The organism is Ruegeria aquimaris (genome assembly GCF_025751555.1).
GTDB classification, from domain to species: domain Bacteria; phylum Pseudomonadota; class Alphaproteobacteria; order Rhodobacterales; family Rhodobacteraceae; genus Ruegeria_B; species Ruegeria_B aquimaris.
Genome location: NZ_JAOWLB010000031.1, coordinates 1 through 19,015 on the forward strand (window position 1 = coordinate 1; position 19,015 = coordinate 19,015).

A 19,015-nucleotide genomic window follows, 5' to 3' on the forward strand; every position below is an offset into this window, starting at 1 on the left:
CGGGCAACGACTTCGTCAATGGCGGCTTCGGCTCCGACCGGATCAACGGCGGCTCGGGCGCGGACAAGTTCTTCCATATCGGTGTCTTTGGCCACGGGAATGACTGGGTGCAGGACTATAACGCCGCCGAGGGCGACGTTCTCCTCTTCGGTAACGCCGCCGCCACGCGCGGGCAGTTCCAGGTCAATTTCGCCCACACCGAAAACGACGTGGGCGAGCGCTCGGGCAATGACGACGTGCAAGAGGCCTTCGTCATCTACCGCCCGACGGGCCAGATCATGTGGGCACTGGTCGATGGCGCCGGACAGGGGTCGATCAACCTCCAGATCGGCAGCGACGTGTTCGATCTGCGCCTGCCGTTCGAAGGGCTCTGATCGGCGCATGCAATCGGGCGTTTCGGCATCCCCGCCGAAACGCCCGCCCGGATAACCGGGCCATTATGCCTGAATGTCAGAATATTCGGGGCGCCATTGCGCGTTCAGCCAAAGGGATGACAGGACAGAGGGAACAAACATGGCTGTCTATTCCGTTGTTTCCACCGGAGAGGCCGGTTCTGCTGGCATGACCTTCGAACAGGCCGTCGCGGCCGCCAACGCAAACCCCGAAGCGGATACCATCCGGTTCGATAGCGGTCTGCGCGTGATCCGGCTCAGCGACGAACTGACGATCACGGGCGAGTTGACGATCCAGGGCGATCACAACAATGACGGCGTCAGCGACATCATGCTGCGCGACGCCGCAGACGAACGCCACCTGAGCATCTCCTCCGGCGCAAATGTCACCATCACCAATGTGAATTTTTGTCGGCGGTTTCGACCGGCCCAAGACCTTCGAGGAAGCGCCCAGGAACCCGGCTGCGGGTGGCACCGGCGGCGCCTGGGGAACCGTGACCCCCGGCACCGGCTTTAACGGCGGCAACGGCAACGACGATGCGGGCGACGGCGGCAACGCCACCGATGGTGTCGACGGCGTCAACGCCGCGGGCTCGATTCTCAACCGGGGGAAACTGACCCTGGAACGGGTCGGCTTTGGTCAGAACAAGGCTTATGGCGAGATCGGTCAATCCGGCGGCTGGGGCGGGGCGGGCGGACGCTCCGAGGCCGATGACGGCCTGTCCGACACCTGGACCGAGCTGCGCTCGGGCGCCTATTATGCCGACCAGCGTTTCATGAAGGAAAACCTGATCGCGGGCGGCCATGGCGGTGAAGGTGCCGATGGCGGCGATGGCGGTGATGCCGCCGGTGCGATCTTCAACGAAGGCAGCCTGATCCTGATCGACACCGTGTTCGGCGGGCGGCTCTCCTCGGGCACCCTCGCCCAGGGCAACGAGGCGACCGGCGGCCAGGCCGGGTCCGGCGGCGGCGGCGGCGCCGGGGGCAGCAGCTATGGTGGCGACGGCGGCAATAGCGGCATGGGCCCTGCAAGGCCAGCGCAGCGTGACCTGGGAGATCCCGAAGGCGCTGTGGGACGAGCCCTGGGCGCGTGATATCTTTGGCCCGGTGACCGTCATTCACCCGGAAACCGAACGAGAGCAAAGGTTCCTCGTCGCCACCGTGTACCAGGAAATCACCAACGAGGCCGGTTTCGGCGGTGACGGCGGCAATGGCGGCACCGGTGGCGCCGCCGCGACCATCATCAACCACGGCACCCTGAACGGCAACGCCGCCCTGCCGGGCGGCGACCCGCGCTCCGGCCCGGCCAACACAGCCGAATCCGGCAGCGGCGGCGATGCCGGGCGCGCAGGTCGGGGCGGCGAAAGTTTCGGTGGCGAGGGCGGTACCGAACTGGGACCGGCGGAACGCCTGGATCACAACGGGCTGTTGACCGGTGCTGCCGGCGACAGCTTCTTTCAGGCCAGCCAGGACTCGTCCTTTGTGAATGCCGTCCGCGAAGAAATCCGCGGCTGGGACCTGGACGCGCCCGGCTCCAACAGCTTTCCGATCACCGGGCAGGCTGCCAACGGAAGCGCCGGGCGTTTCGGCGCTGACGGCAACATCGGCTCCCCGGGCCTTGCCGGGGACGCCGCCACCGGCGTCCTGACCAGCAGCACGGGCATGTCAAGCTATACCGCGGGCGACACGCTGGTCTATCTCCACAATATCGGCCAGGATCCCGAAACCGGCAAGATCGCCTTCAACATCATCCGCGTCGGTGATCCCCTGACCGCCTTCGACATCGGCTGGTCGGTCACCGGCGACGGGTCCAGCCCGGTCTCGGCGGCGGATTTCGCGCCGGGAACGGCACTGTCAGGGACCCTCTCCTTCGACGTGCTGACCATCACCCGCGAGAATGCCGACGGCTCTTATGCGGACCGGTTCCAACCGGCCAGCGACGGCCCCGACAACGTCCGCCGGGTTGAACTGGAGGTGATCGGCGATCTGCTTACCGAAGTGCCCGAAGGCTACCGCATCACATTGACAACCGAAATCGGCGGCCCCCTGCTTGGAACCCATACACGGACCGGGACGCTTGTCGGCACCATGCTGGGCGCCACCGGGCCGCTCCGGGGCACCCCCGGCCCCGACACGCTGGACGGTACACCGGGCCCGGACGAGATCAAGGGGCTGGCCGGAAACGACCTGCTGCGCGGTTTCGAAGGCAATGACGGGCTCCGCGCCGGAGACGGCGCCGACACGATCAATGGCGGCCCGGGCGACGATACCATCACCGGCGGCCATACCGGCGACGACCTGCGCGATGTGATCTACGCGGGCGATGGCAACGACTCGGTCGATGCGGGCGCGGGTAACGATCTGGTCTATGGCCAGGGCGGCAACGATACCATCGCGGGTGGCGCGGGTGTGGACGAGTTGCAGGGCCAGGATGGCGATGACGTCATCACGGGCTCTTCCTTCTCCGATCTGGTCTATGGCGGTGCCGGCGACGATTTCGTCAACGGCGGCTTCGGCCACGACCGGATCAATGGCGGTTCGGGCGCGGACAAGTTCTTTCACGTGGGTGTCGAAGGTCACGGCTCGGACTGGGTACAGGATTACAATTCCGCCGCGGGCGATGTTCTGCTCTTTGGCAATGCGTCCGCAACCCGCGCGCAGTTCCAGGTCAACTTTGCCCATACCGCAAATGCGGACGGCGAACGCGCAGGCGACGACGCGGTGCAGGAGGCTTTCGTGATCTATCGCCCCACGGGCCAGATCATGTGGGCGCTGGTGGATGGCACCGGGCAGGAGAGCATCAACCTGCAAATCGGCGCCGATGTGTTCGACCTCTTGGCCTGAGACCCACCGGGGAGGCGGACTGTGTCCGCCTTTCCCGCCCGCCACCAGACGCCGGAGATCCCCGGGGCGTTGTACAAAACGGACAACCCGGGTCCGGAGACACGTACAAAACGGTCAATTCGACGTACCGACCGGACCGGGGGAGCTCGGCCCCGTCACGATGCCCCAAAGCTTCGATTCGGTTAAACTCGCTCCACTGGCTTACCCGAACAACCGCCCCAGTTCCGGCCTGCTCTCCGTTACTCCGGCCAGGCGCAGCATGTGCCAGCCCAGCGCAAGGTTGCTCGACACCACCGGCACGCCGATGCGTTTTTCCACCGCCGGAATGACATTGAGGCAACGCAGATTGGTGCAGGACACCACCACCGCATCACACGGCGCCTGCGCCACGACCTGTTCGACCGCAGCGGCAATCGACGCCTCGGAAATCCGCGCCACCACCCGGTCATCGCCTTCCTCGAACGACCCGAAACCGGCAATTTCAAACCCGGCTTCTTCCAGTTTCCGGCGCATCCCGGCAGAGACATCCGGAATGTAAGGCGTTACAAAACCGAGCTTTTTCGCTCCAAGATACCGGCACGCCGCAATGATCGCGGCCAGCGGATCGGTCACCTTTGCCCCGGCGCAAACACTCTCGATCGCGCGGGCCACATTCGCCGAGCCGATCACGGTCGAGGCCGAAGTACAGCCAAACCCGATCGCGTCAAAACGCAGCGACGAGGGCATCAGCCGGGTTGAGGCGGGCAGGTCCTGCTCCATCCGGGCCAGGGTATCGGGCCGGATCTCGGGCACCATGGGGATGCGGCTGTGATAAAGCGCGACCCCGGCCAGATCCATCATTCGCGCAAACTCAGGCTCCAGCGTTTCGTCGGTCTCGAGCACGATAACACCCAATGTCGCCCGCGTTCCGATCCCGTCGTCAGTGGTGAAATCTATTTTCATTGCAAACCCTTAGATGATAGGAAGCTCGGGCGCGGCCCGTTCCGTCAGCAGTTGCGCCCCGCCCTTGCGCACTACGATGTTTTCCTCGTGCACCATGATACGCCCGTCCCCGTAGCCGAGCGACGGTTCCAGTGTCAGAACCATGTTTTCCACGATTTCGGTTGTATCCCAAGCGGCATGTGACGGCCATTCGGTCAGTTGCATGCCCAGGCCGTGCCCAAGCCTCCCGACATCGCCGCCTTGGCTGTCCATCTCGGCGATAACACCTTGCATTGCCTTGAAAATATCTCGGCATGTCGCTCCGGGGCGTGCTGCGGCCAAACCGGCCTCGGTCGCGCGCCAGAGCACGTCATAGGCCCGGCGAGAGGCGTCGTCGGCACTGCCTATGGCCCAGTTGCGGTCGAAATCGCAGAAATAACCATCCCAGGTCGACCCGGTATCGAGCATCAGGATATCGCCCCGCGCCAGCGGACGGCGCGAGGGTGGCGAGATCACGTCGTGATATCCGCCCCGATCGGCACCACCCACCAGATAAGGTATGTCGTCAGCCCCCTGCCCCAGCATCTCGCGACGAAAGGCGCGAAACACATCTTCCAGCGGCTGCCCCTCCGCCGCGATCTCGGGCAGACGGGCAAAGCTGCGCGAGGCAATCGCGCAGGCATGTCCGATCTTTTCGATCTCTGCCTCGGACTTCACCATGCGCAGATCCCGGATCAGTCCGGTCGCATCCGCGATCCGCAAGCCGCCGAGCCCGGCCAGCAGCCGCTCGTAATCGTTGAGCGGCATGCGCAGATGGGTTTCGTGGCCTTTCAGCAAACCAACGACTTCCCCACGCGCATGAGGTGCAAGCAACTCGGTCAGCAGGGTGATACCGTCATCCTCGGGCGCGGGCGCGCTCCAGGTCCGGATATCCTCGATCCAGGTCCCGCGCATCAGTTCGGCGCCGATCTCGGGGATCACCGCCACCGGCTTGCCCGTGGCGGGCACGAACAGAAACCAGGGGCGCGTCGGGCTTTGCCAGAACAGCGTGTGAAACCCGCTGAAATAGCGCATCTCGGGTTCCGTGGTCAGCAACAGCCCGGCCAGCCCGTCCCGCGCCATGGCGGCCTGTGCCTTGGCGGTGCGCATGGCGTACTCAGCCTCGGGGAAACCTCTTTCGGGGATCATGGGCATTCGTGCTCCTGTCGCAAAGGCAGCCGGTCCCGAACCAGCCTGACCCAGAATTCCGCGCCAATCGGCAATAGCGCATCGTTGAAATCATAGTCCGAGGAATGCAGCGGCTGGCCGTGCGCACCCGCATCGCCATTGCCAAGCAACAGGAAACAGCCTGGTACCCGGGCCGAAAACTGCGCGAAATCCTCGGAAAAACTCATCGGTGTGCGGTCGCGCACCAGGTCGCAGCCCGCAGCCTCGGCCGCCCTGTAGACCGCTTCGACCGGGCCGGGCGCGTTGATCGTTTCGACAAACTGCGTATCGAAGGTGACGTTTGCGGAAATGCCATGCGCGGCTGCGACGCCCTGTGCCACTTGCCGCATGAGGCGTTCCACGGTGCCCCTATCCTCGGGCGAACGGGCCCGGAAATCACCTTTTAGCGTGGCGTTGCCCGGCAGCACATTGCGCTGGCCGTCGGTCACGAACTCGGTGACGGAAACCACTACCCCGGCGGCAGGCGCCAGCTTGCGCGAGACGATGGTCTGAAGTGCGGTCACGATCTCGGCGCCGACGGTGATGGCATCCACCCCGGTCTGCGGCATCGAGGCATGGCCGCCCTGCCCCTTGATCTCGATCTCGAACAAGGTCTCGCTGTTGCAGATGATCCCGGCGCGCGTCGAAACCTGCCCCACCGGCGCACCGGGCAGGTTGTGGATGGCATAGACCTCTTCCACCGGAAACCGCTCCAGCACGCCTTCGTCCAGCATGGCCTGCGCGCCCAGCCCGTGTTCCTCGTTCGGTTGGAACAGGAAAACCACCGTGCCGTCGAAATCCGGGGAGGCCGCCAGCCGCTCGGCAGCGCCGAGCAGCATGGTCGTATGGCCATCATGACCGCAGGCATGCATCACGCCAATTGTCTCGGAGACGTAATCATGTATCGAGGTCTCGGTGATCGGAAGCGCATCCATATCCGCGCGCAAGGCAATCGCACCATTGCCGGTGCCATTCCTCAGGACACCGACAACGCCCACACCTTCGTGGACCTCAAGCCCGATGTCGCGCAGAAACGCGGCGACGACCTGTTTTGTACGGTCTTCCCGAAACCCAAGCTCGGGATACCGGTGCAGGTCGCGCCGAAGCCGCATCATCCGAGATTCAAAATCACCCATCCAGGTCCCTTCCCGCCAGTTGCACCATTCATAGCGCAATCGATTGCGGGTTAGGCATCACCGGGCGGTCACTGCGGCAAAAAGATTTTCGCGAACGGGCGGTTTGGCGACCGGTTTCGATGGCTGTTTCCTGTCGGTACTCAGATCGGCAGTTCCAGACCGACCTTTGTCCGCTCCATCGCCACAGATGTCCGGAACCGCCTGACATTCGAATTCTCAAAGAACAGCCGGTGCGTCAGCGCCTCGAAATCCTGCATGTCGCGGGCTGTACAGATCAGGATGAAATCCGCCTCGCCCGTCACATAGTAGCATTGCTGCACCTGCGGTTCGGCCTTGGCCCGTTTACGGAACAGATCCAGTTGTTGCAGCGATTCCCTTTCCAGTTCGACCAGAACGACAAAGGTCATGCGACAGTCGAACTGCGACGGGTCGAGCACCGCGACTTCCTTCTGGATTAGTTTTGCATCGCGCATCCGCTTGAGCCTGCGCTGCACCGAGGGGACCGAAAGGCCGCATTCATAGGCCAGCTGCTCCAGCCCGGCACGGCTGTCTTTCTGCAAGACACGCAGAATCGTCAGGTCAGCGTCATCGAGAACCAGGGACATGTCGAATCCTTACGCTATGGGTCGGGATGTCGAGAAATATTATCGGTCTCCCGGCCGGATATGAACACATCGGCTCGCACAGCTTCTGTAATTTGCCGATCATGACACACGCACAATCCCTCGACTTCACCCCCGATTTCGCGCGCGCCTTGCGGTTTTTCAGAACCCAGGCGTCTTATGCCGTCTCACCGCTTCGCCAGTTGGACGGGCCGGGTGGCGTCACCGTGCTTGCCAAGGATGAAACCGGCCGCATGGGCCTGGGCGCGTTCAAGGCTCTGGGGGCGCCCTATGCCGTTGCGCGCATATTGGACGCCGCCTGGCATCGGCAAACCGGCGAGACGCTGACGCCCGCGCGCTATCAAGATGACGACGTGCGTGCCTTTGCGGCGGAGTTCACCTTTGTCTGCGCCAGCGCGGGCAATCACGGAATGGGCGTTGCGGCAGGTGCGGCCGCGATGGGTGCCAAGGCGCGTATCCATCTTGCGGCCACGGTGCCCGGCGGTTTTGCCGACCGCCTGCGCGCCCTCGGCGCCGAGGTGGTCCGCTCGGGCAAGGTCTATGATGAAAGTGTCGACGCCGCCATCGCCGATGCCGAAAGCTCCTGCGCCGTCCTGCTCGCCGACGGCACATGGCCGGGATACACCGAAATCCCGAAATGGGTGATGGAAGGCTACTGCGTCATCGCCGAGGAGTTGCGCGAAAGCTTCGAGGCGTCCGGCCAGTGGCCGACCCATGTCTTTCTTCAGGCTGGCGTTGGCGGGCTGGCCGCGGCCATGGCCTATATGATTCGACGGAACTGGTCGCAGCAGCCCGAGCTGATCGTGGTCGAGCCCGAAGCCGCCGCCTGTTTGCAGGCCAGCCACCGCGCGGGACGCCCCACCCGTGCCGATGGTCCTGATTCCGAGATGGGTCGGCTGGACTGCAAGGAACCCTCCATCGTCGCCTGGGCCGCGCTGGAAGCCGCTGGCGTCACCTATGTTGCGCTCTCCGAAGAGGAAGGCGCGGCTGCGGCCGAGGCAGTCACCGCATTGGGCATCGCAACCACGCCGTCCGGAGCCGCCGGATATGCAGGGCTTCTCAAGCATCCTGTGAAAGTCGCTGGCGGAGAGGTGATCCGCCCCCTGATCATCGTGTCAGAAGGCCGGACATAGGGGCGCAAGCGACCGTTCCGGACGAGTGGAGCAGAAGGCTCAAAGAACAGGGTAAACACTTTGCCTGTCGCATGGTCCCGACGTAATTGACCCCGGGTGGACACACGAGTCACCCGAGGTCATATCGTTCTGGAAAAACACTCATCGGCGACCTGTCTGCGGACGCAAGTCAATGCCTGCGCCCGCCTGCAAAACATGCATACTCGTCTCGAAAAACCAAGTAAGGCGGCCACTCACTTCCACCTTACAAAGTGCGCCGACACCTGGAGACTGACAGACAAAACCATTTGTGCCTGTGATATTGGTCACAGAACGGCAAAAAATCGTAAACGACCGGAAATCAGGTAAATTGCTCGGAAATCAATCGCTCTTCGAGCCCGTGGCCGGGATCGAAGAGGATGCGATGCCGGATCGCGGGTTCGGACCGGATTTCGACCCAGTCGATATCGGGGATCGAGGTAGAATCGGCATCCGCCATGACCGGGCGTTTGTCGGCATCGACAACGTCGAACCGGACCCGGGCCGTATTGGGCAACAGGGCGCCGCGCCACCGGCGCGGGCGGAACGCGGCAATCGCGGTCAGCGCCAGAACATCGGAACCGATGGGCAGGATCGGCCCGTGGGCGGAATAGTTATACGCGGTCGATCCCGCGGGCGTGGACAGGAGCGCGCCATCGCAAACCAGTTCCGCCAGACGCAACCGCCCATCCACCGTGATCTTGAGCTTGGCCGCTTGCGGCCCCGCGCGCAACAGCGAGACCTCGTTGATCGCAAGGGCCTTGTGAACCTGGCCGGACTGATCCATCGCGGTCATCGACAGCGGGTTTATGATCTCTTCTTCGGCTGCGGTTAGCCGGTCCAGCAGGTCGGTTTCGGAATACTCGTTCATCAGGAACCCGATGGTGCCGCGATTCATGCCATAGACCGGCACATCAAGATGTTGCGTACCGTGCAGAGTGCGCAGCATGTACCCGTCGCCACCCAAGGCGACGATAACCTCGGCATCCCGCGGCGCGACATTGCCATAGCGGCCCACCAACGCGGCCCGGGCGGTCTGGGCCACCGGCGCGTCGCTGGCCAGAAAGGCGATTCTCTGAGGCATCAGATCAGGTTTCCGGTGTTGCGCATTCGGTTCCGAAACAATCATACCTTTCCGCGAGAGGCCAGACTTGACGCCGCAGTTGGCCAATTCGTCGCTTTACAGCCTTTTGCGGACGTCCGGTTTCCTATAGGAAATCGCGCAAATCGACCCCCAGCCATGCGGAGCCCCCATGAACGCCAATCTTCGTGACACCGGTTTCTTTACCCAACCCCTGTCCGACCGCGATCCCGAACTGTTCGGCGCGATCACCCAGGAACTCGGCCGCCAGCGCGACGAGATTGAACTGATCGCCAGCGAGAACATCGTCTCGGCCGCCGTGATGGAGGCGCAAGGCTCGGTGATGACGAACAAATATGCCGAGGGCTATCCCGGCCGCCGCTACTACGGTGGGTGCCAGTTCGTGGACATCGCCGAGAACCTGGCCATTGAGCGGGCCAAGGAACTGTTCAACTGCGGTTTCGCCAATGTGCAGCCGAATTCAGGCAGCCAGGCCAACCAGGGCGTGTTCCAGGCGCTGATCAAGCCGGGTGATACCATACTGGGCATGTCGCTGGACGCTGGCGGTCACCTGACCCATGGCGCGGCCCCCAACCAGTCGGGCAAGTGGTTCAACGCGGTGCAATACGGCGTGCGCAAGCAGGACAACATGCTGGACTACGATCAGGTCGAGGCGCTGGCGAAGGAACACCAGCCCAAGCTGATCATCGCTGGCGGCTCGGCCATCCCGCGCCAGATCGACTTTGCCCGCATGCGCCAGATTGCCGACATGGTCGGCGCCTATCTGCACGTGGACATGGCGCATTTCGCCGGTCTGGTGGCGGCGGGCGAGCATCCCTCGCCCTTCCCGCATGCCCATGTGGCCACGACCACCACGCACAAGACCCTCCGCGGCCCGCGCGGCGGCATGATCCTGACCAATGACGAGGACATCGCCAAGAAGATCAACTCGGCTATCTTCCCTGGTATTCAGGGCGGACCGCTAATGCATGTGATCGCGGCCAAGGCCGTGGCCTTTGGCGAAGCGCTGCGGCCCGAGTTCAAGAGCTACATCCAGCAGGTAGTCATCAATGCTCAAGCGCTGAGCGACCAGCTGATCAAGGGCGGTCTGGACACTGTGACCCATGGCACCGACACCCATGTGGTGCTGGTCGACCTGCGCCCCAAAGGGGTGAAGGGCAATGCCACCGAAAAGGCGCTGGGGCGCGCCCATATCACCTGCAACAAGAACGGCGTACCGTTTGACCCGGAAAAGCCGACCATCACCAGTGGCATCCGCTTGGGCTCGCCCGCCGGTACCACGCGCGGCTTCGGCGAAGCCGAGTTCCGCCAGATCGCAGACTGGATCATCGAGGTCGTGGATGGGCTGGCCGCCAATGGCGAGGACGGTAACAGCGCCGTCGAGGAAAAGGTGAAGGCCGAAGTCGCAGCACTCTGCGCCCGCTTCCCGATCTACCCGAACCTCTGATCAGGTTTCCCGCAATTGACATTGCCACCGCCACCGGGCACCCCCGGTGGCGGTTTTGTTTGGTAAAGGTGCAGGGCTGATCATGACAGGTGGAACAGGTAACCGCACACGGCGGCTGGAGCGCCGCCTGGGCGACTGGATGCGTGCACGCCCGCCGCATGTGCTGTCGGAACTGGTGATGTTCACGCTGAAACAAGGCTGGGCGGCGCTGTTCGGGGCGCTGCTGCTGGCCAGGCTGATCGTCTCGGACCGGATCTGGCAGCCCGGCTGGCCCCTGGCGCGCTATGATGCGCTGTTGATCTATGCGCTGGCGCTGCAAGCACTGTTTCTGCTGACCGGAATGGAAAGCTGGCGCGAGGCGAAGGTGATCGCGCTGTTTCACCTCACCGGCACGGCGATGGAGATCTTCAAGCTGCAGGCCGGAAGCTGGGACTATCCCGGTGACGGTCTGCTCAAACTGTGGGGCGTGCCACTGTTTTCGGGGTTCATGTATGCCTCGGTCGGCTCCTACATGGCGCGGGTGATCCGACTCTTTGACATACGTTTTGCGCCCTATCCGCCCTTTGCTCTGACCCTGCTGCTGGCGGTGGCGATCTATGTGAACTTCTTTGCCCATCACTTTCTGCCCGACATCCGGCTGGCCCTATTTGCCGCCACCGTCCTGCTTTATGCCCGTACCCGCATCTGGTTCCGCATCGGCGATGCGCGCTATTGGATGCCATTGCCGCTGGCCGCGTTCCTGAGCAGTTTCTTTTTGTGGCTGGCGGAGAATATCGGCACCGCAACCCGTACCTGGCTCTATAACGGGCAGGCGGCGGGCGAGATGGTCAGGTTCAGCAAGATGGGCTCGTGGTACCTGCTGCTCTATGTCAGTTTTGTCACCGTCACACTGATCCTGCGCGACGCGCTCGGCGACAGGGCGCGCCCGCGCCCGGATGCCGCGCCCCGGACAGCACCTCTGCTCAGATGATCTTGCGCCAGGCCAGAAAGGCCAGCAACAGCGCCGCAAACGCCAACAGGTTGAACGCCAGCCCGCCCAGCATGCCCAGCCACCATCCCTTGCGCTGGTCGGCAAGGTCGATGCCGCGCAGATGCGTCTGCACCTCTCCAGCAGCGGAGAGCAGGTGCGGGCTGTCTAGGGTCAGGCGCAGCTTGGGGTGATCGACCATGGCCTCGATCCGCGCCAGATCCATGGCGCGGCGATAGATGCGGCGCGGCAGCCGATGCTTGGCCCGGCGCAGCGCCTGGCGCAGCGACTTGCCACGCACGCCCAAACGCTCGCGCAGCAAGGCCACCGTCACCGCGATCTGATCCTGAATCTGGTTCTGTTCTGTCATCCGCCGGATCCCCCGGCAGGCACCCTAGACAATCTGCGCGCCGGTCTCAATGGGGCTGGTCGTGCCCCGGCGGGCACGCTATCAGGGCGCTATGCTGAACACGATCATCCACGGCTCGCCAACCGAATACCCGCCCCTGCTCATCGCCCATGGCCTTTATGGTTCGGGCCGGAACTGGGGCGTGATTGCCAGACGCCTTGCCGACCAGCGGCAGGTCATCGCCGTCGACATGCGCAACCATGGCGACAGCCCCTGGTCAGACCGGCACGACTATCCGGTCATGGCCGAGGACCTGGCCGAGGTAATTGCCCACCATGGTGGTCAAGCGGATGTGATCGGCCATTCCATGGGCGGCAAGACCGCGATGATGCTGGCGTTGAACCACGGCGAGATGGTGCGCCGCCTCGTGGTGGCCGATATCGCGCCGGTCCCCTATTCGCACACCCAGCTGCCTTTTATCGCGGCAATGCGCGCCGTTGACCTGTCCCGGGTCGAACGCCGCTCGGACGCCGAAGAGATGCTGGCCGAACAGGGGGTCGAAAAGGCGTTGCAGAGCTTCTTTACCCAGTCGCTCGACCTGCCCGGCAAACGCTGGCGGCTGAACCTCGATGCGCTCGCCGCGAACATGCCCGCGATCATGTCGTTTCCCGAGCGGTCAGGACATTGGTCGGGCCCCACCCTGTTCCTGGCCGGAGCCGAGTCCGACTATGTCCGCCCGGAGCATCGCGACCGCATACGTGCGCTCTTCCCCGCCGCCCGCTTTGCCAAGATACCGGGTGCCGGCCATTGGCTGCATGCGGACAAACCACGCGAGTTCGAAGCCGCCGCCCGGACGTTTCTGAACGCCTGAGCACGGCTCTCAAGGCCCTATTTGCTTCTATCAGGTAAGAAACACGCCCGGGAATCCGGTGGGCCGGCCCACCGACGCCCTGTCAGCAGTCAAACCTCCTAATCGTAGAGCCGCCGGGCCACCCACCAACTGACGGGCGCTGCAACGACAAATCCCGCAGCGGACGCCAGCAGGATCGCGTTGAGCGAAACCATCCCGGCGGTCAGCACCGCAATAACGGCGGTGCCCGCCAGAGCGGTCGAGATCAGGCTATACAGAATCGAGGCAAGGCGCATCATGGCCGGTACTCCAGAAAATCAGGCGCGTCCGGCAGTGATATCTCAAGATTTGAATGTGACGTCCTTGATCTCGATCACATTCCGGGATCGACCGGCTCGACCCGCGCCCCCGCCCAGTCGGCAAAGCCGCCCAGGTTGTAGACCTCGGCATAGCCCATATCCTTGAGCAGCTTGCCCGCCAGCGCGGCCCGTCCGCCCGAGGCGCAGTGCAGAACGATCACCCGATCCTTGCGCAGTTCGGGGTCGTGGAACGGAGTTTCCGGGTCGGCGCGGAATTCCAGCATGCCACGCGGAATGTGGTGTGAGCCCGCCGCGCGCCCCATCTTTTGCAGCTCTGGCGCATCGCGAATGTCGAGCAAAAGCGCGCCTTTCGCGACCAGATCCTCTGCCCGCGCGCTGTCGATACGCGGCACAGCCGCGTTTGCCGCCGCCATCATGTCCTTGACTGTCAATGCCATCTGCACTGTCTCCTGCTAGGTTCCGGGTCAGGATAACATGCCATTTTCGGCAGATGTAAGTCACTTTCGTGCGGGCAAACCCGATGGAATGCCCGCGCGACGCTCATCCCGCCTGATACTGCGGCGTTGACGCCAGGAAACGCCCAAAAGCCTGTGCGTTGGGATAAGAGAACTGCTCGGCCAGCGGATTGGCACGCTTGCGGACCTTGGCCCCCATATCGGCCAGCAGCTCGTCGAAATGCTTGAAATGGAACGGTGCCGAGCAGAGCCCGCCATAGACCTGCGCGGCGGGACGTTCGTTGCGCTTCCAGTGCAGCATCATCTCGATATTGTCGTTCATCTGCCGGGCCGTGGGCTGGTTGGCCAATTGCCCGTCCGCATAGCGCACCAGCCAGTTGGCGATCATCTCGGCCGACAGGATCGTACAGAAAGACGAGTTGAACCCGACAAATCCCATATCCGGCACATCCGGGTTCACCGACAGACGATAGACGCGGTATTGGCCGTCCGCCTCGATCAGCTTGCCAAGGTATTCCTGCGCCAGATAGGGAATGCCCAGCTTCCAACCCACGGCCAGAACCGACAGGTCGCAAGGCACCCGGTCGCCCGTGGTCAACACCACATGGCCCTTTTCATAATGGTCATATGTGCCCTGTATGGGGCGGATCGAGCCGTCCTTGAACCCTTCGAACAGGCCGGGCGTGACGATCGGGATCGAGCAAGAGACATCCTTTTCGATCGGCACATCGGGAACCATGTTCCATTTCTTCAGCCCCAACTGGGTCTTCAGCATCATCTCCAGCCCGCGGAAGTTCAGCCAGACCAGCGGTTTCAGAACGGCCGCGATCACCCGTTGCAGCGGGGACTTGCCCCATTGGTTGAACTGCTGCTCCTGCGCCCGCATGTAGAGTAGCCGTTTGAAATTGATCCCGCCCACAAAATAGGGCACCCGCCAGACCGGTTCGCGATAGACAAAGGTCACTGATTTCGCGCCGTTGCGGGCGGCATTCACGACAAGGTCGGTGGCCGATTTCGACCCGCCCAGAACCACCACATGCTTGCCCCGTGCGAGATTGCTGTCGGTGTATTCCGACGAGTGCATTACCTGCCCGCCCTCGGCCACGAACTCGTCCTGCCCCGGATGGGAGATGATGTTCTTGTCGGAAAACTGCCCGGTGCAGATCGCGACAAAGTCGAAATCCTGCTGTCGCACCTGACCTGCCGCCTCGATGGTGAGGGTCCAGCCCGATTTGCCATCGGTCCTACGGTCCATCGACAGGATATTGGTATTGAGCTGAAACAGCCGCGTCAGCTCATGCTTTCGGGCATAGCTGTGCAGATAGGCGTGTACCTGTGGCCCCTTGGGCCATTCCGGATAATCCTCCGGCATCGGCAGGTCCGTGTAACAATACAGATCCTTGGGGCTTTGGGTCTGGACATCGGGATAGGAGCGCGACAGCTCCCACACGCCGCCAAAATCATGGGTCCGCTCGAACCCGAACACACGGTGCCCGCGTTCATCGAACGCCTTTGCCGCGGCAAGACCCGACACCCCGCCGCCGATGACGGCGACGTTCTTTCGTTTTACCATGGGTCTGTCTCCTGCTTACTGAGCGTCGGGTGGCGGCAGGAAATCAACCTCGTGCAGCGCTGAAAGCCGCACCAGCTCGGCCGGATCGGTCACCCCATCGAGCGCCTTGAACAGATCGAAGAGTTTGCGGGACGGCGCCACGCCAAAGACGCAGGTCGCATCCTTGCCCGAGCGGTTGAAGACGCCATGCGCGACGCCCCTAGGCATCCGCACAACGTCACCGGGGCCTGCCTTGTTCGCGGTCACGTTCCCGGTCTCGAAACCAAAATCCACTTCCAATTCACCGTCCAGCACCAGGATCCATTCATCCTGCGTCGGATGCACATGCGGCGGCACGAACGTGTCGGCCGGCACCGCGGCGTGCCACATGAACACGTTGTCGCTGTGCAGTTTCGGCGTGTAGGTCTGACCCACCACGTTCCAGGCCAACCCCTCCAGCCCGGCCTTGGCGGATGTCACTCCGGCAGTTGTTTCCATTTCCCTGTTCTCCTTTTTGCGAGGTATTTTGGGAAACGCTATGAAGCGGCGCGGCGCCCGAATATCCGAAAAGCGAAATTTTCCGCACATCTTTGCGGGCTGGAAAGCGGAAACACTTTGTGTTTCGTTTTCTCCGAGTCATGCTGATCGCATGCTCAGCAAACCGGACAAAACGCCGCTTCAGCGGTTCAGACAGTTCCAGACACGGGAACTGGACGAGGCGCGCGCGCTGGTGGCACGGAATTTTTGCGGGCATCGCCTCGAAAGAGAATCACGCGCCGACCGGCTCGATGCCTGCCAGCACCGGGCGGGCGGCAACGGGCTGTTCTACAACTACATCCGATATGGCGCCGATGTCACGATCGAGCCCGGCGAGCTTGGATCGTTCTATCTGATACAGGTTCCGATCCGGGGCAGTGCGCTGATCCGAAATGGCACCAGCGAAGTTGAGACCGGCACCGTAACCGCCTCTGTGCTCAACCCCGACCGGCATACCCGGATGCGGTGGAAAGAAGGCTGCGAACAGGTGCTCCTCCAGATCGACAAGGCCCGGCTGACCTCGGTGGCAGAGGCGTTGACGGGAAACAGCCTTCAGGCGCCCGTTCGCTTTGATCCCAGCATCGACCGCACCCGTCCCGAAATGCAGCTCTGGCTCGGTTTGTTCCGGCGCGCGGTCTCGGCGGTGGATCACGGCGGCTTGCTGGACCCCGATCAAACGCTGAGCCGGACGCTCGTCGAAGACGAGTTGATCGTGGGGTTCCTACGGGCGCAACCCAGTTCGATCTCACCCCTGCTGGAACGCCCCGAAACCGGCTCGCTGACGCCGCATGTCCGGCGTGCCCGCGAATACATGCAGGCGCATCTCGCCGACCCGCTGACATTGAGCGATATCGCGGCGGCGGCCGGAACCTCGCCCCGCAACCTGCAACTGGGCTTCAGCCAATTGCTGGAAATGACACCGCTCGCCTATCTGCGGCTGCTACGCCTGAATTACGCGCGCTATCTGTTGCTGGAAAGCCCGCCACAGACCACAATCGCCAGCATCGCAGGCGCGGCAGGCTTTGCGCATCTGGGCCGGTTTTCGGCCCAGTATGCAGCCCGCTTTGGCGAAGGGCCAAGCCAGACACGCAAGCAGCACTATCTGAACTGACCCGACGCCCGCCGGGATCAGTCGCAGGCGGCCGTGACGATGACCTCGACCTTGAGCGTATCGCGCGCCAGACGCGCCTCGCCACAGGCGCGGGCGGGGGCGTGCCCCTCGGGCACCCAGGCATCCCAGACCGCGTTCATCTCGGCGAAATCACCCATGTCGGCAAGCCAGACGATGGCTTGAAGTATGCGTGTCCGGTCCGAGCCGGCCTCGGCCAGCAGGGCATCGACACGTGCCAGGCAATCGCGGGTCTGGTCGGCCACGGTTGCGCCATCGCCCACCTGCCCGCACAGATAGGCGGTGCCATTGTGCTTGACGATCTTGCTCATGCGCTGGCCGGTCCCGATACGGGTGATGGTCATTGTCTTGTCTCCGAGAGGTTTTGGACCCCATAGCACCGGGCATCGGCGTCCTCCAGTGCGAAACGGTCTGAACCTCAGGACCCGGCGTCATGCCCCTTCATCCTGGCGGCGGCCGAGCGACCCTTCGTCTATGTCCTGGGGGGCTGGGAGTAGACAATCGGCGTGTCGGGAAACTTGGGCCCCTTCGGCGGCGGTGTCCACGGGGGATCGATCTCGTGTAGGCGAATGTGCTGTGGGTTGGCGAACCAGTCGAACGGGTTGTACTTGCTCTTTACCTGCGCAAGCGTGCCCAGATAGTCGGCCCAATAGGCGTTTGGCGCATCCTTGACACCCGGTCGGGGGTAATTCTGATAAGACTGGCCATTCATGAACGGCGCCATTAGTGCCATGAAGCCGTCCAGCCACTCGATATTTGTCTGATAATCCTCCTGCCGGAGCCAGAAGACCTCAATAAACAGGTTCATATAGACCCCGCGGTGAACAAAGGAATTCGGGTCATCGGTGCGTGCGATTGCCCCGCCATAGGGTTCCATGCCGATATCGTTCCACGGGTTTGGGCAGGTCGCCATGAAGTCGAGCATCATCTTCCAATTGGCCTCATCGAGCATCTTGTCGATGTAACCCGACTGTTTTTCCTCGAAAACATAGTCGGGAGCGGAAGGGATCGGGACAGGTTCGTCCAGCAACCTGTGGTTCAGTTCGACATAAGGTCCGGTCATCTGGATATCCAGATGTGTGCCGGGGAGGTCGCGCAAATCCTTGATCACCTCCGCGCAGCTTTGCTCGTCGCCATTATAAAGGCCGCGCATGTAGAGACGCGGCTGGCCATCCGCCATCATCACCGCGCATTGGTAGCCCAGTTTTTCGAGCGCTATCCCACCTATGTAGTTCTGTTGCAGCATCACCAGCGCCGCCGGGGCATCGGCGGCGTCCCAGCTCAGCCCAAAGCCATACATCTCCCCCACTTCGTGAAGCTGGTACGTGATGCTGAGCAGGACGCCAAAGTTGCTCCCCATCCCGCCCCGCACGCACCAGTAAAGATCGGCATTGGTGGCTTCATCGGCGATGACAACTCCGCCGTTCCACAGCATCATTTCGACCTGCACAACGTTGTCGCAATTCATCCCGAACTCGCGCGAGGTGAACCCGTACCCGCCCCCCTGCATATACCCACCGACGCAGACATCGTCACAGCCGCCACCGGGCACGTGCAGGCCGAAATCGGACAGTACCGCGTTGAGCCGGTGAAAGGATGTCCCCGCGCCGACAACCGCGCGCCGCGTCACCTGGTCAACCCACACCGAATTGATCCGGCTCAGATCAATGACCATGCTGTTGTTGATCGAAAAGCCCGCCGAACTGTGCCCACCCGAGCGACAAACGGGCTTCAGCTCGTGTGTCGATGCAAAGGCAAGGCAGTTCCGAACGTCGCTGGAACACTCGCAATAGACAATGATCTCGGGGAAGCACTGGAACTGCCGGTAGAACACCTGCCGCGCCGCGTCATAGTCGGGGTCACCGGGAACAACCACCTGTCCGCGAACCTGCCTTTCGAACACTCCAAGCTGTTCATGTGTAAAAGGCGCGCGCCATTTCACCTGTTCAGAGGCTGCCACGCTACGGGCACGAATTCGTATTTCCTTTGCGTGCTTGGCGGAACCGCGTCTTTTCATAACTGCAACCTCTCCAC

General features: G+C 62.9%; 20 protein-coding genes and 1 pseudogene. 9 read left to right on the forward strand and 12 right to left on the reverse strand.

What is annotated here, in order from left to right:
* The 4 genes and pseudogenes from OE747_RS23095 to OE747_RS23110 form a co-directional block, all read left to right on the forward strand.
* Window positions 1-374 (forward strand): annotated as a pseudogene (locus tag OE747_RS23095) (hypothetical protein); the annotation flags it as partial.
* Window positions 375-513: 139 nt separating this feature from the next.
* Complete coding sequence (locus tag OE747_RS23100) at window positions 514-909, forward strand: hypothetical protein (RefSeq protein WP_263830813.1); 396 nt, start codon at window positions 514-516, stop codon at window positions 907-909.
* Entirely contained in the window at window positions 887-1,486 is a 600-nt protein-coding gene (locus OE747_RS23105) for a hypothetical protein (RefSeq protein ID WP_263830814.1), read from the forward strand. The genes OE747_RS23100 and OE747_RS23105 overlap by 23 nt, the downstream gene beginning before the upstream one ends.
* The gene (locus OE747_RS23110) at window positions 1,437-3,236 is read left to right on the forward strand and encodes a calcium-binding protein (protein WP_263830815.1); all 1,800 of its coding nucleotides are present in this window, start codon (window positions 1,437-1,439) and stop codon (window positions 3,234-3,236) included. Before OE747_RS23105 ends, OE747_RS23110 begins: the two co-directional genes overlap by 50 nt.
* A 201-nt stretch (window positions 3,237-3,437) precedes the next feature.
* Here the strand turns inward: OE747_RS23110 and OE747_RS23115 are convergent, their stop codons facing one another.
* The 4 genes from OE747_RS23115 to OE747_RS23130 all read right to left on the reverse strand — a co-directional run bounded on the left by OE747_RS23115 (window position 3,438) and on the right by OE747_RS23130 (window position 7,104).
* Complete coding sequence (locus OE747_RS23115; RefSeq protein ID WP_263830816.1) at window positions 3,438-4,178, reverse strand: maleate cis-trans isomerase family protein; 741 nt, start codon at window positions 4,176-4,178, stop codon at window positions 3,438-3,440.
* Between the two features lie 9 nt (window positions 4,179-4,187).
* On the reverse strand, window positions 4,188-5,351 hold the full coding sequence (locus OE747_RS23120; RefSeq protein ID WP_263830817.1) for a M24 family metallopeptidase: 1,164 nt from the start codon (window positions 5,349-5,351) through the stop codon (window positions 4,188-4,190).
* The gene (locus OE747_RS23125) at window positions 5,342-6,499 is read right to left on the reverse strand and encodes an amidohydrolase (protein WP_263830818.1); all 1,158 of its coding nucleotides are present in this window, start codon (window positions 6,497-6,499) and stop codon (window positions 5,342-5,344) included. Before OE747_RS23125 ends, OE747_RS23120 begins: the two co-directional genes overlap by 10 nt.
* Window positions 6,500-6,639: 140 nt before the next feature.
* The gene (locus tag OE747_RS23130; RefSeq protein ID WP_263830819.1) at window positions 6,640-7,104 is read right to left on the reverse strand and encodes an Lrp/AsnC family transcriptional regulator; all 465 of its coding nucleotides are present in this window, start codon (window positions 7,102-7,104) and stop codon (window positions 6,640-6,642) included.
* Between the two features lie 101 nt (window positions 7,105-7,205).
* On the opposite strand from OE747_RS23130, the gene OE747_RS23135 reads away from it, so the two are divergent.
* Window positions 7,206-8,255, forward strand: a complete 1,050-nt coding sequence (locus OE747_RS23135) for a pyridoxal-phosphate dependent enzyme (RefSeq protein WP_263830820.1) — start codon at window positions 7,206-7,208, stop codon at window positions 8,253-8,255.
* A 340-nt stretch (window positions 8,256-8,595) separates the two neighbouring features.
* On the opposite strand, the gene OE747_RS23140 is transcribed toward OE747_RS23135, so the two are convergent.
* The gene (locus tag OE747_RS23140) at window positions 8,596-9,357 is read right to left on the reverse strand and encodes an NAD kinase (protein WP_263830821.1); all 762 of its coding nucleotides are present in this window, start codon (window positions 9,355-9,357) and stop codon (window positions 8,596-8,598) included.
* A gap of 169 nt (window positions 9,358-9,526) precedes the next feature.
* On the opposite strand from OE747_RS23140, the gene glyA reads away from it, so the two are divergent.
* A complete protein-coding gene (glyA, locus tag OE747_RS23145) occupies window positions 9,527-10,822 on the forward strand; it encodes a serine hydroxymethyltransferase (protein WP_263830822.1) in 1,296 nt (431 codons plus the stop codon).
* Window positions 10,823-10,904: 82 nt separating this feature from the next.
* Window positions 10,905-11,792 (forward strand): DUF817 domain-containing protein, encoded by an 888-nt coding sequence (locus OE747_RS23150; RefSeq protein WP_263830823.1) that lies wholly within the window; start codon window positions 10,905-10,907, stop codon window positions 11,790-11,792.
* Here OE747_RS23150 and OE747_RS23155 read toward each other — a convergent pair.
* The gene (locus OE747_RS23155) at window positions 11,785-12,159 is read right to left on the reverse strand and encodes a hypothetical protein (protein ID WP_263830824.1); all 375 of its coding nucleotides are present in this window, start codon (window positions 12,157-12,159) and stop codon (window positions 11,785-11,787) included. The genes OE747_RS23150 and OE747_RS23155 overlap by 8 nt on opposite strands.
* A gap of 49 nt (window positions 12,160-12,208) precedes the next feature.
* Here OE747_RS23155 and OE747_RS23160 point away from each other — a divergent pair, with 49 nt between their 5' ends.
* Window positions 12,209-13,009: an alpha/beta fold hydrolase gene (locus tag OE747_RS23160; protein WP_263830825.1), complete on the forward strand. Its 801-nt coding sequence runs from the start codon at window positions 12,209-12,211 to the stop codon at window positions 13,007-13,009.
* Between the two features lie 98 nt (window positions 13,010-13,107).
* Here OE747_RS23160 and OE747_RS23165 read toward each other — a convergent pair whose 3' ends face one another.
* The 4 genes from OE747_RS23165 to OE747_RS23180 all read right to left on the reverse strand — a co-directional run bounded on the left by OE747_RS23165 (window position 13,108) and on the right by OE747_RS23180 (window position 15,813).
* Window positions 13,108-13,287: a hypothetical protein gene (locus OE747_RS23165; protein WP_263830826.1), complete on the reverse strand. Its 180-nt coding sequence runs from the start codon at window positions 13,285-13,287 to the stop codon at window positions 13,108-13,110.
* A 74-nt stretch (window positions 13,288-13,361) separates the two neighbouring features.
* Window positions 13,362-13,745 carry a rhodanese-like domain-containing protein gene (locus tag OE747_RS23170; protein WP_263830827.1) on the reverse strand — a complete coding sequence of 128 codons (384 nt, stop codon included), beginning with the start codon at window positions 13,743-13,745 and terminating at the stop codon, window positions 13,362-13,364.
* A 103-nt stretch (window positions 13,746-13,848) separates the two neighbouring features.
* Window positions 13,849-15,336 (reverse strand): flavin-containing monooxygenase, encoded by a 1,488-nt coding sequence (locus OE747_RS23175; protein ID WP_263830828.1) that lies wholly within the window; start codon window positions 15,334-15,336, stop codon window positions 13,849-13,851.
* Window positions 15,337-15,351: 15 nt separating this feature from the next.
* The gene (locus tag OE747_RS23180) at window positions 15,352-15,813 is read right to left on the reverse strand and encodes a cupin domain-containing protein (protein ID WP_164130062.1); all 462 of its coding nucleotides are present in this window, start codon (window positions 15,811-15,813) and stop codon (window positions 15,352-15,354) included.
* Window positions 15,814-15,964: 151 nt separating this feature from the next.
* On the opposite strand from OE747_RS23180, the gene OE747_RS23185 reads away from it, so the two are divergent.
* Window positions 15,965-16,963, forward strand: a complete 999-nt coding sequence (locus OE747_RS23185; protein WP_263830829.1) for an AraC family transcriptional regulator — start codon at window positions 15,965-15,967, stop codon at window positions 16,961-16,963.
* Between the two features lie 17 nt (window positions 16,964-16,980).
* On the opposite strand, the gene OE747_RS23190 is transcribed toward OE747_RS23185, so the two are convergent.
* Both OE747_RS23190 and OE747_RS23195 read right to left on the reverse strand, forming a co-directional pair.
* Window positions 16,981-17,325, reverse strand: coding sequence for a RidA family protein (locus OE747_RS23190; RefSeq protein WP_263830830.1), 345 nt, complete (start codon window positions 17,323-17,325; stop codon window positions 16,981-16,983).
* Between the two features lie 128 nt (window positions 17,326-17,453).
* Window positions 17,454-18,941 (reverse strand): FAD-dependent oxidoreductase, encoded by a 1,488-nt coding sequence (locus OE747_RS23195; protein WP_263830831.1) that lies wholly within the window; start codon window positions 18,939-18,941, stop codon window positions 17,454-17,456.
* Between the last annotated feature and the right edge of the window lie 74 nt (window positions 18,942-19,015).

Excerpts from the sequence above, each read along its gene's own strand:
- OE747_RS23100 (WP_263830813.1), top strand. The coding sequence starts at position 514 with ATGGCTGTCTATTCCGTTGTTTCCACCGGAGAGGCCGGTTCTGCTGGC.
- OE747_RS23115 (WP_263830816.1), bottom strand. The coding sequence starts at position 4,178 with ATGAAAATAGATTTCACCACTGACGACGGGATCGGAACGCGGGCGACA.
- OE747_RS23120 (WP_263830817.1), bottom strand. The coding sequence starts at position 5,351 with ATGCCCATGATCCCCGAAAGAGGTTTCCCCGAGGCTGAGTACGCCATG.
- OE747_RS23125 (WP_263830818.1), bottom strand. The coding sequence starts at position 6,499 with ATGGGTGATTTTGAATCTCGGATGATGCGGCTTCGGCGCGACCTGCAC.
- OE747_RS23130 (WP_263830819.1), bottom strand. The coding sequence starts at position 7,104 with ATGTCCCTGGTTCTCGATGACGCTGACCTGACGATTCTGCGTGTCTTG.
- OE747_RS23135 (WP_263830820.1), top strand. The coding sequence starts at position 7,206 with ATGACACACGCACAATCCCTCGACTTCACCCCCGATTTCGCGCGCGCC.
- OE747_RS23140 (WP_263830821.1), bottom strand. The coding sequence starts at position 9,357 with ATGCCTCAGAGAATCGCCTTTCTGGCCAGCGACGCGCCGGTGGCCCAG.
- glyA (WP_263830822.1), top strand. The coding sequence starts at position 9,527 with ATGAACGCCAATCTTCGTGACACCGGTTTCTTTACCCAACCCCTGTCC.
- OE747_RS23150 (WP_263830823.1), top strand. The coding sequence starts at position 10,905 with ATGACAGGTGGAACAGGTAACCGCACACGGCGGCTGGAGCGCCGCCTG.
- OE747_RS23155 (WP_263830824.1), bottom strand. The coding sequence starts at position 12,159 with ATGACAGAACAGAACCAGATTCAGGATCAGATCGCGGTGACGGTGGCC.
- OE747_RS23160 (WP_263830825.1), top strand. The coding sequence starts at position 12,209 with ATGGGGCTGGTCGTGCCCCGGCGGGCACGCTATCAGGGCGCTATGCTG.
- OE747_RS23165 (WP_263830826.1), bottom strand. The coding sequence starts at position 13,287 with ATGATGCGCCTTGCCTCGATTCTGTATAGCCTGATCTCGACCGCTCTG.
- OE747_RS23170 (WP_263830827.1), bottom strand. The coding sequence starts at position 13,745 with ATGGCATTGACAGTCAAGGACATGATGGCGGCGGCAAACGCGGCTGTG.
- OE747_RS23175 (WP_263830828.1), bottom strand. The coding sequence starts at position 15,336 with ATGGTAAAACGAAAGAACGTCGCCGTCATCGGCGGCGGGGTGTCGGGT.
- OE747_RS23180 (WP_164130062.1), bottom strand. The coding sequence starts at position 15,813 with ATGGAAACAACTGCCGGAGTGACATCCGCCAAGGCCGGGCTGGAGGGG.
- OE747_RS23185 (WP_263830829.1), top strand. The coding sequence starts at position 15,965 with ATGCTCAGCAAACCGGACAAAACGCCGCTTCAGCGGTTCAGACAGTTC.
- OE747_RS23190 (WP_263830830.1), bottom strand. The coding sequence starts at position 17,325 with ATGACCATCACCCGTATCGGGACCGGCCAGCGCATGAGCAAGATCGTC.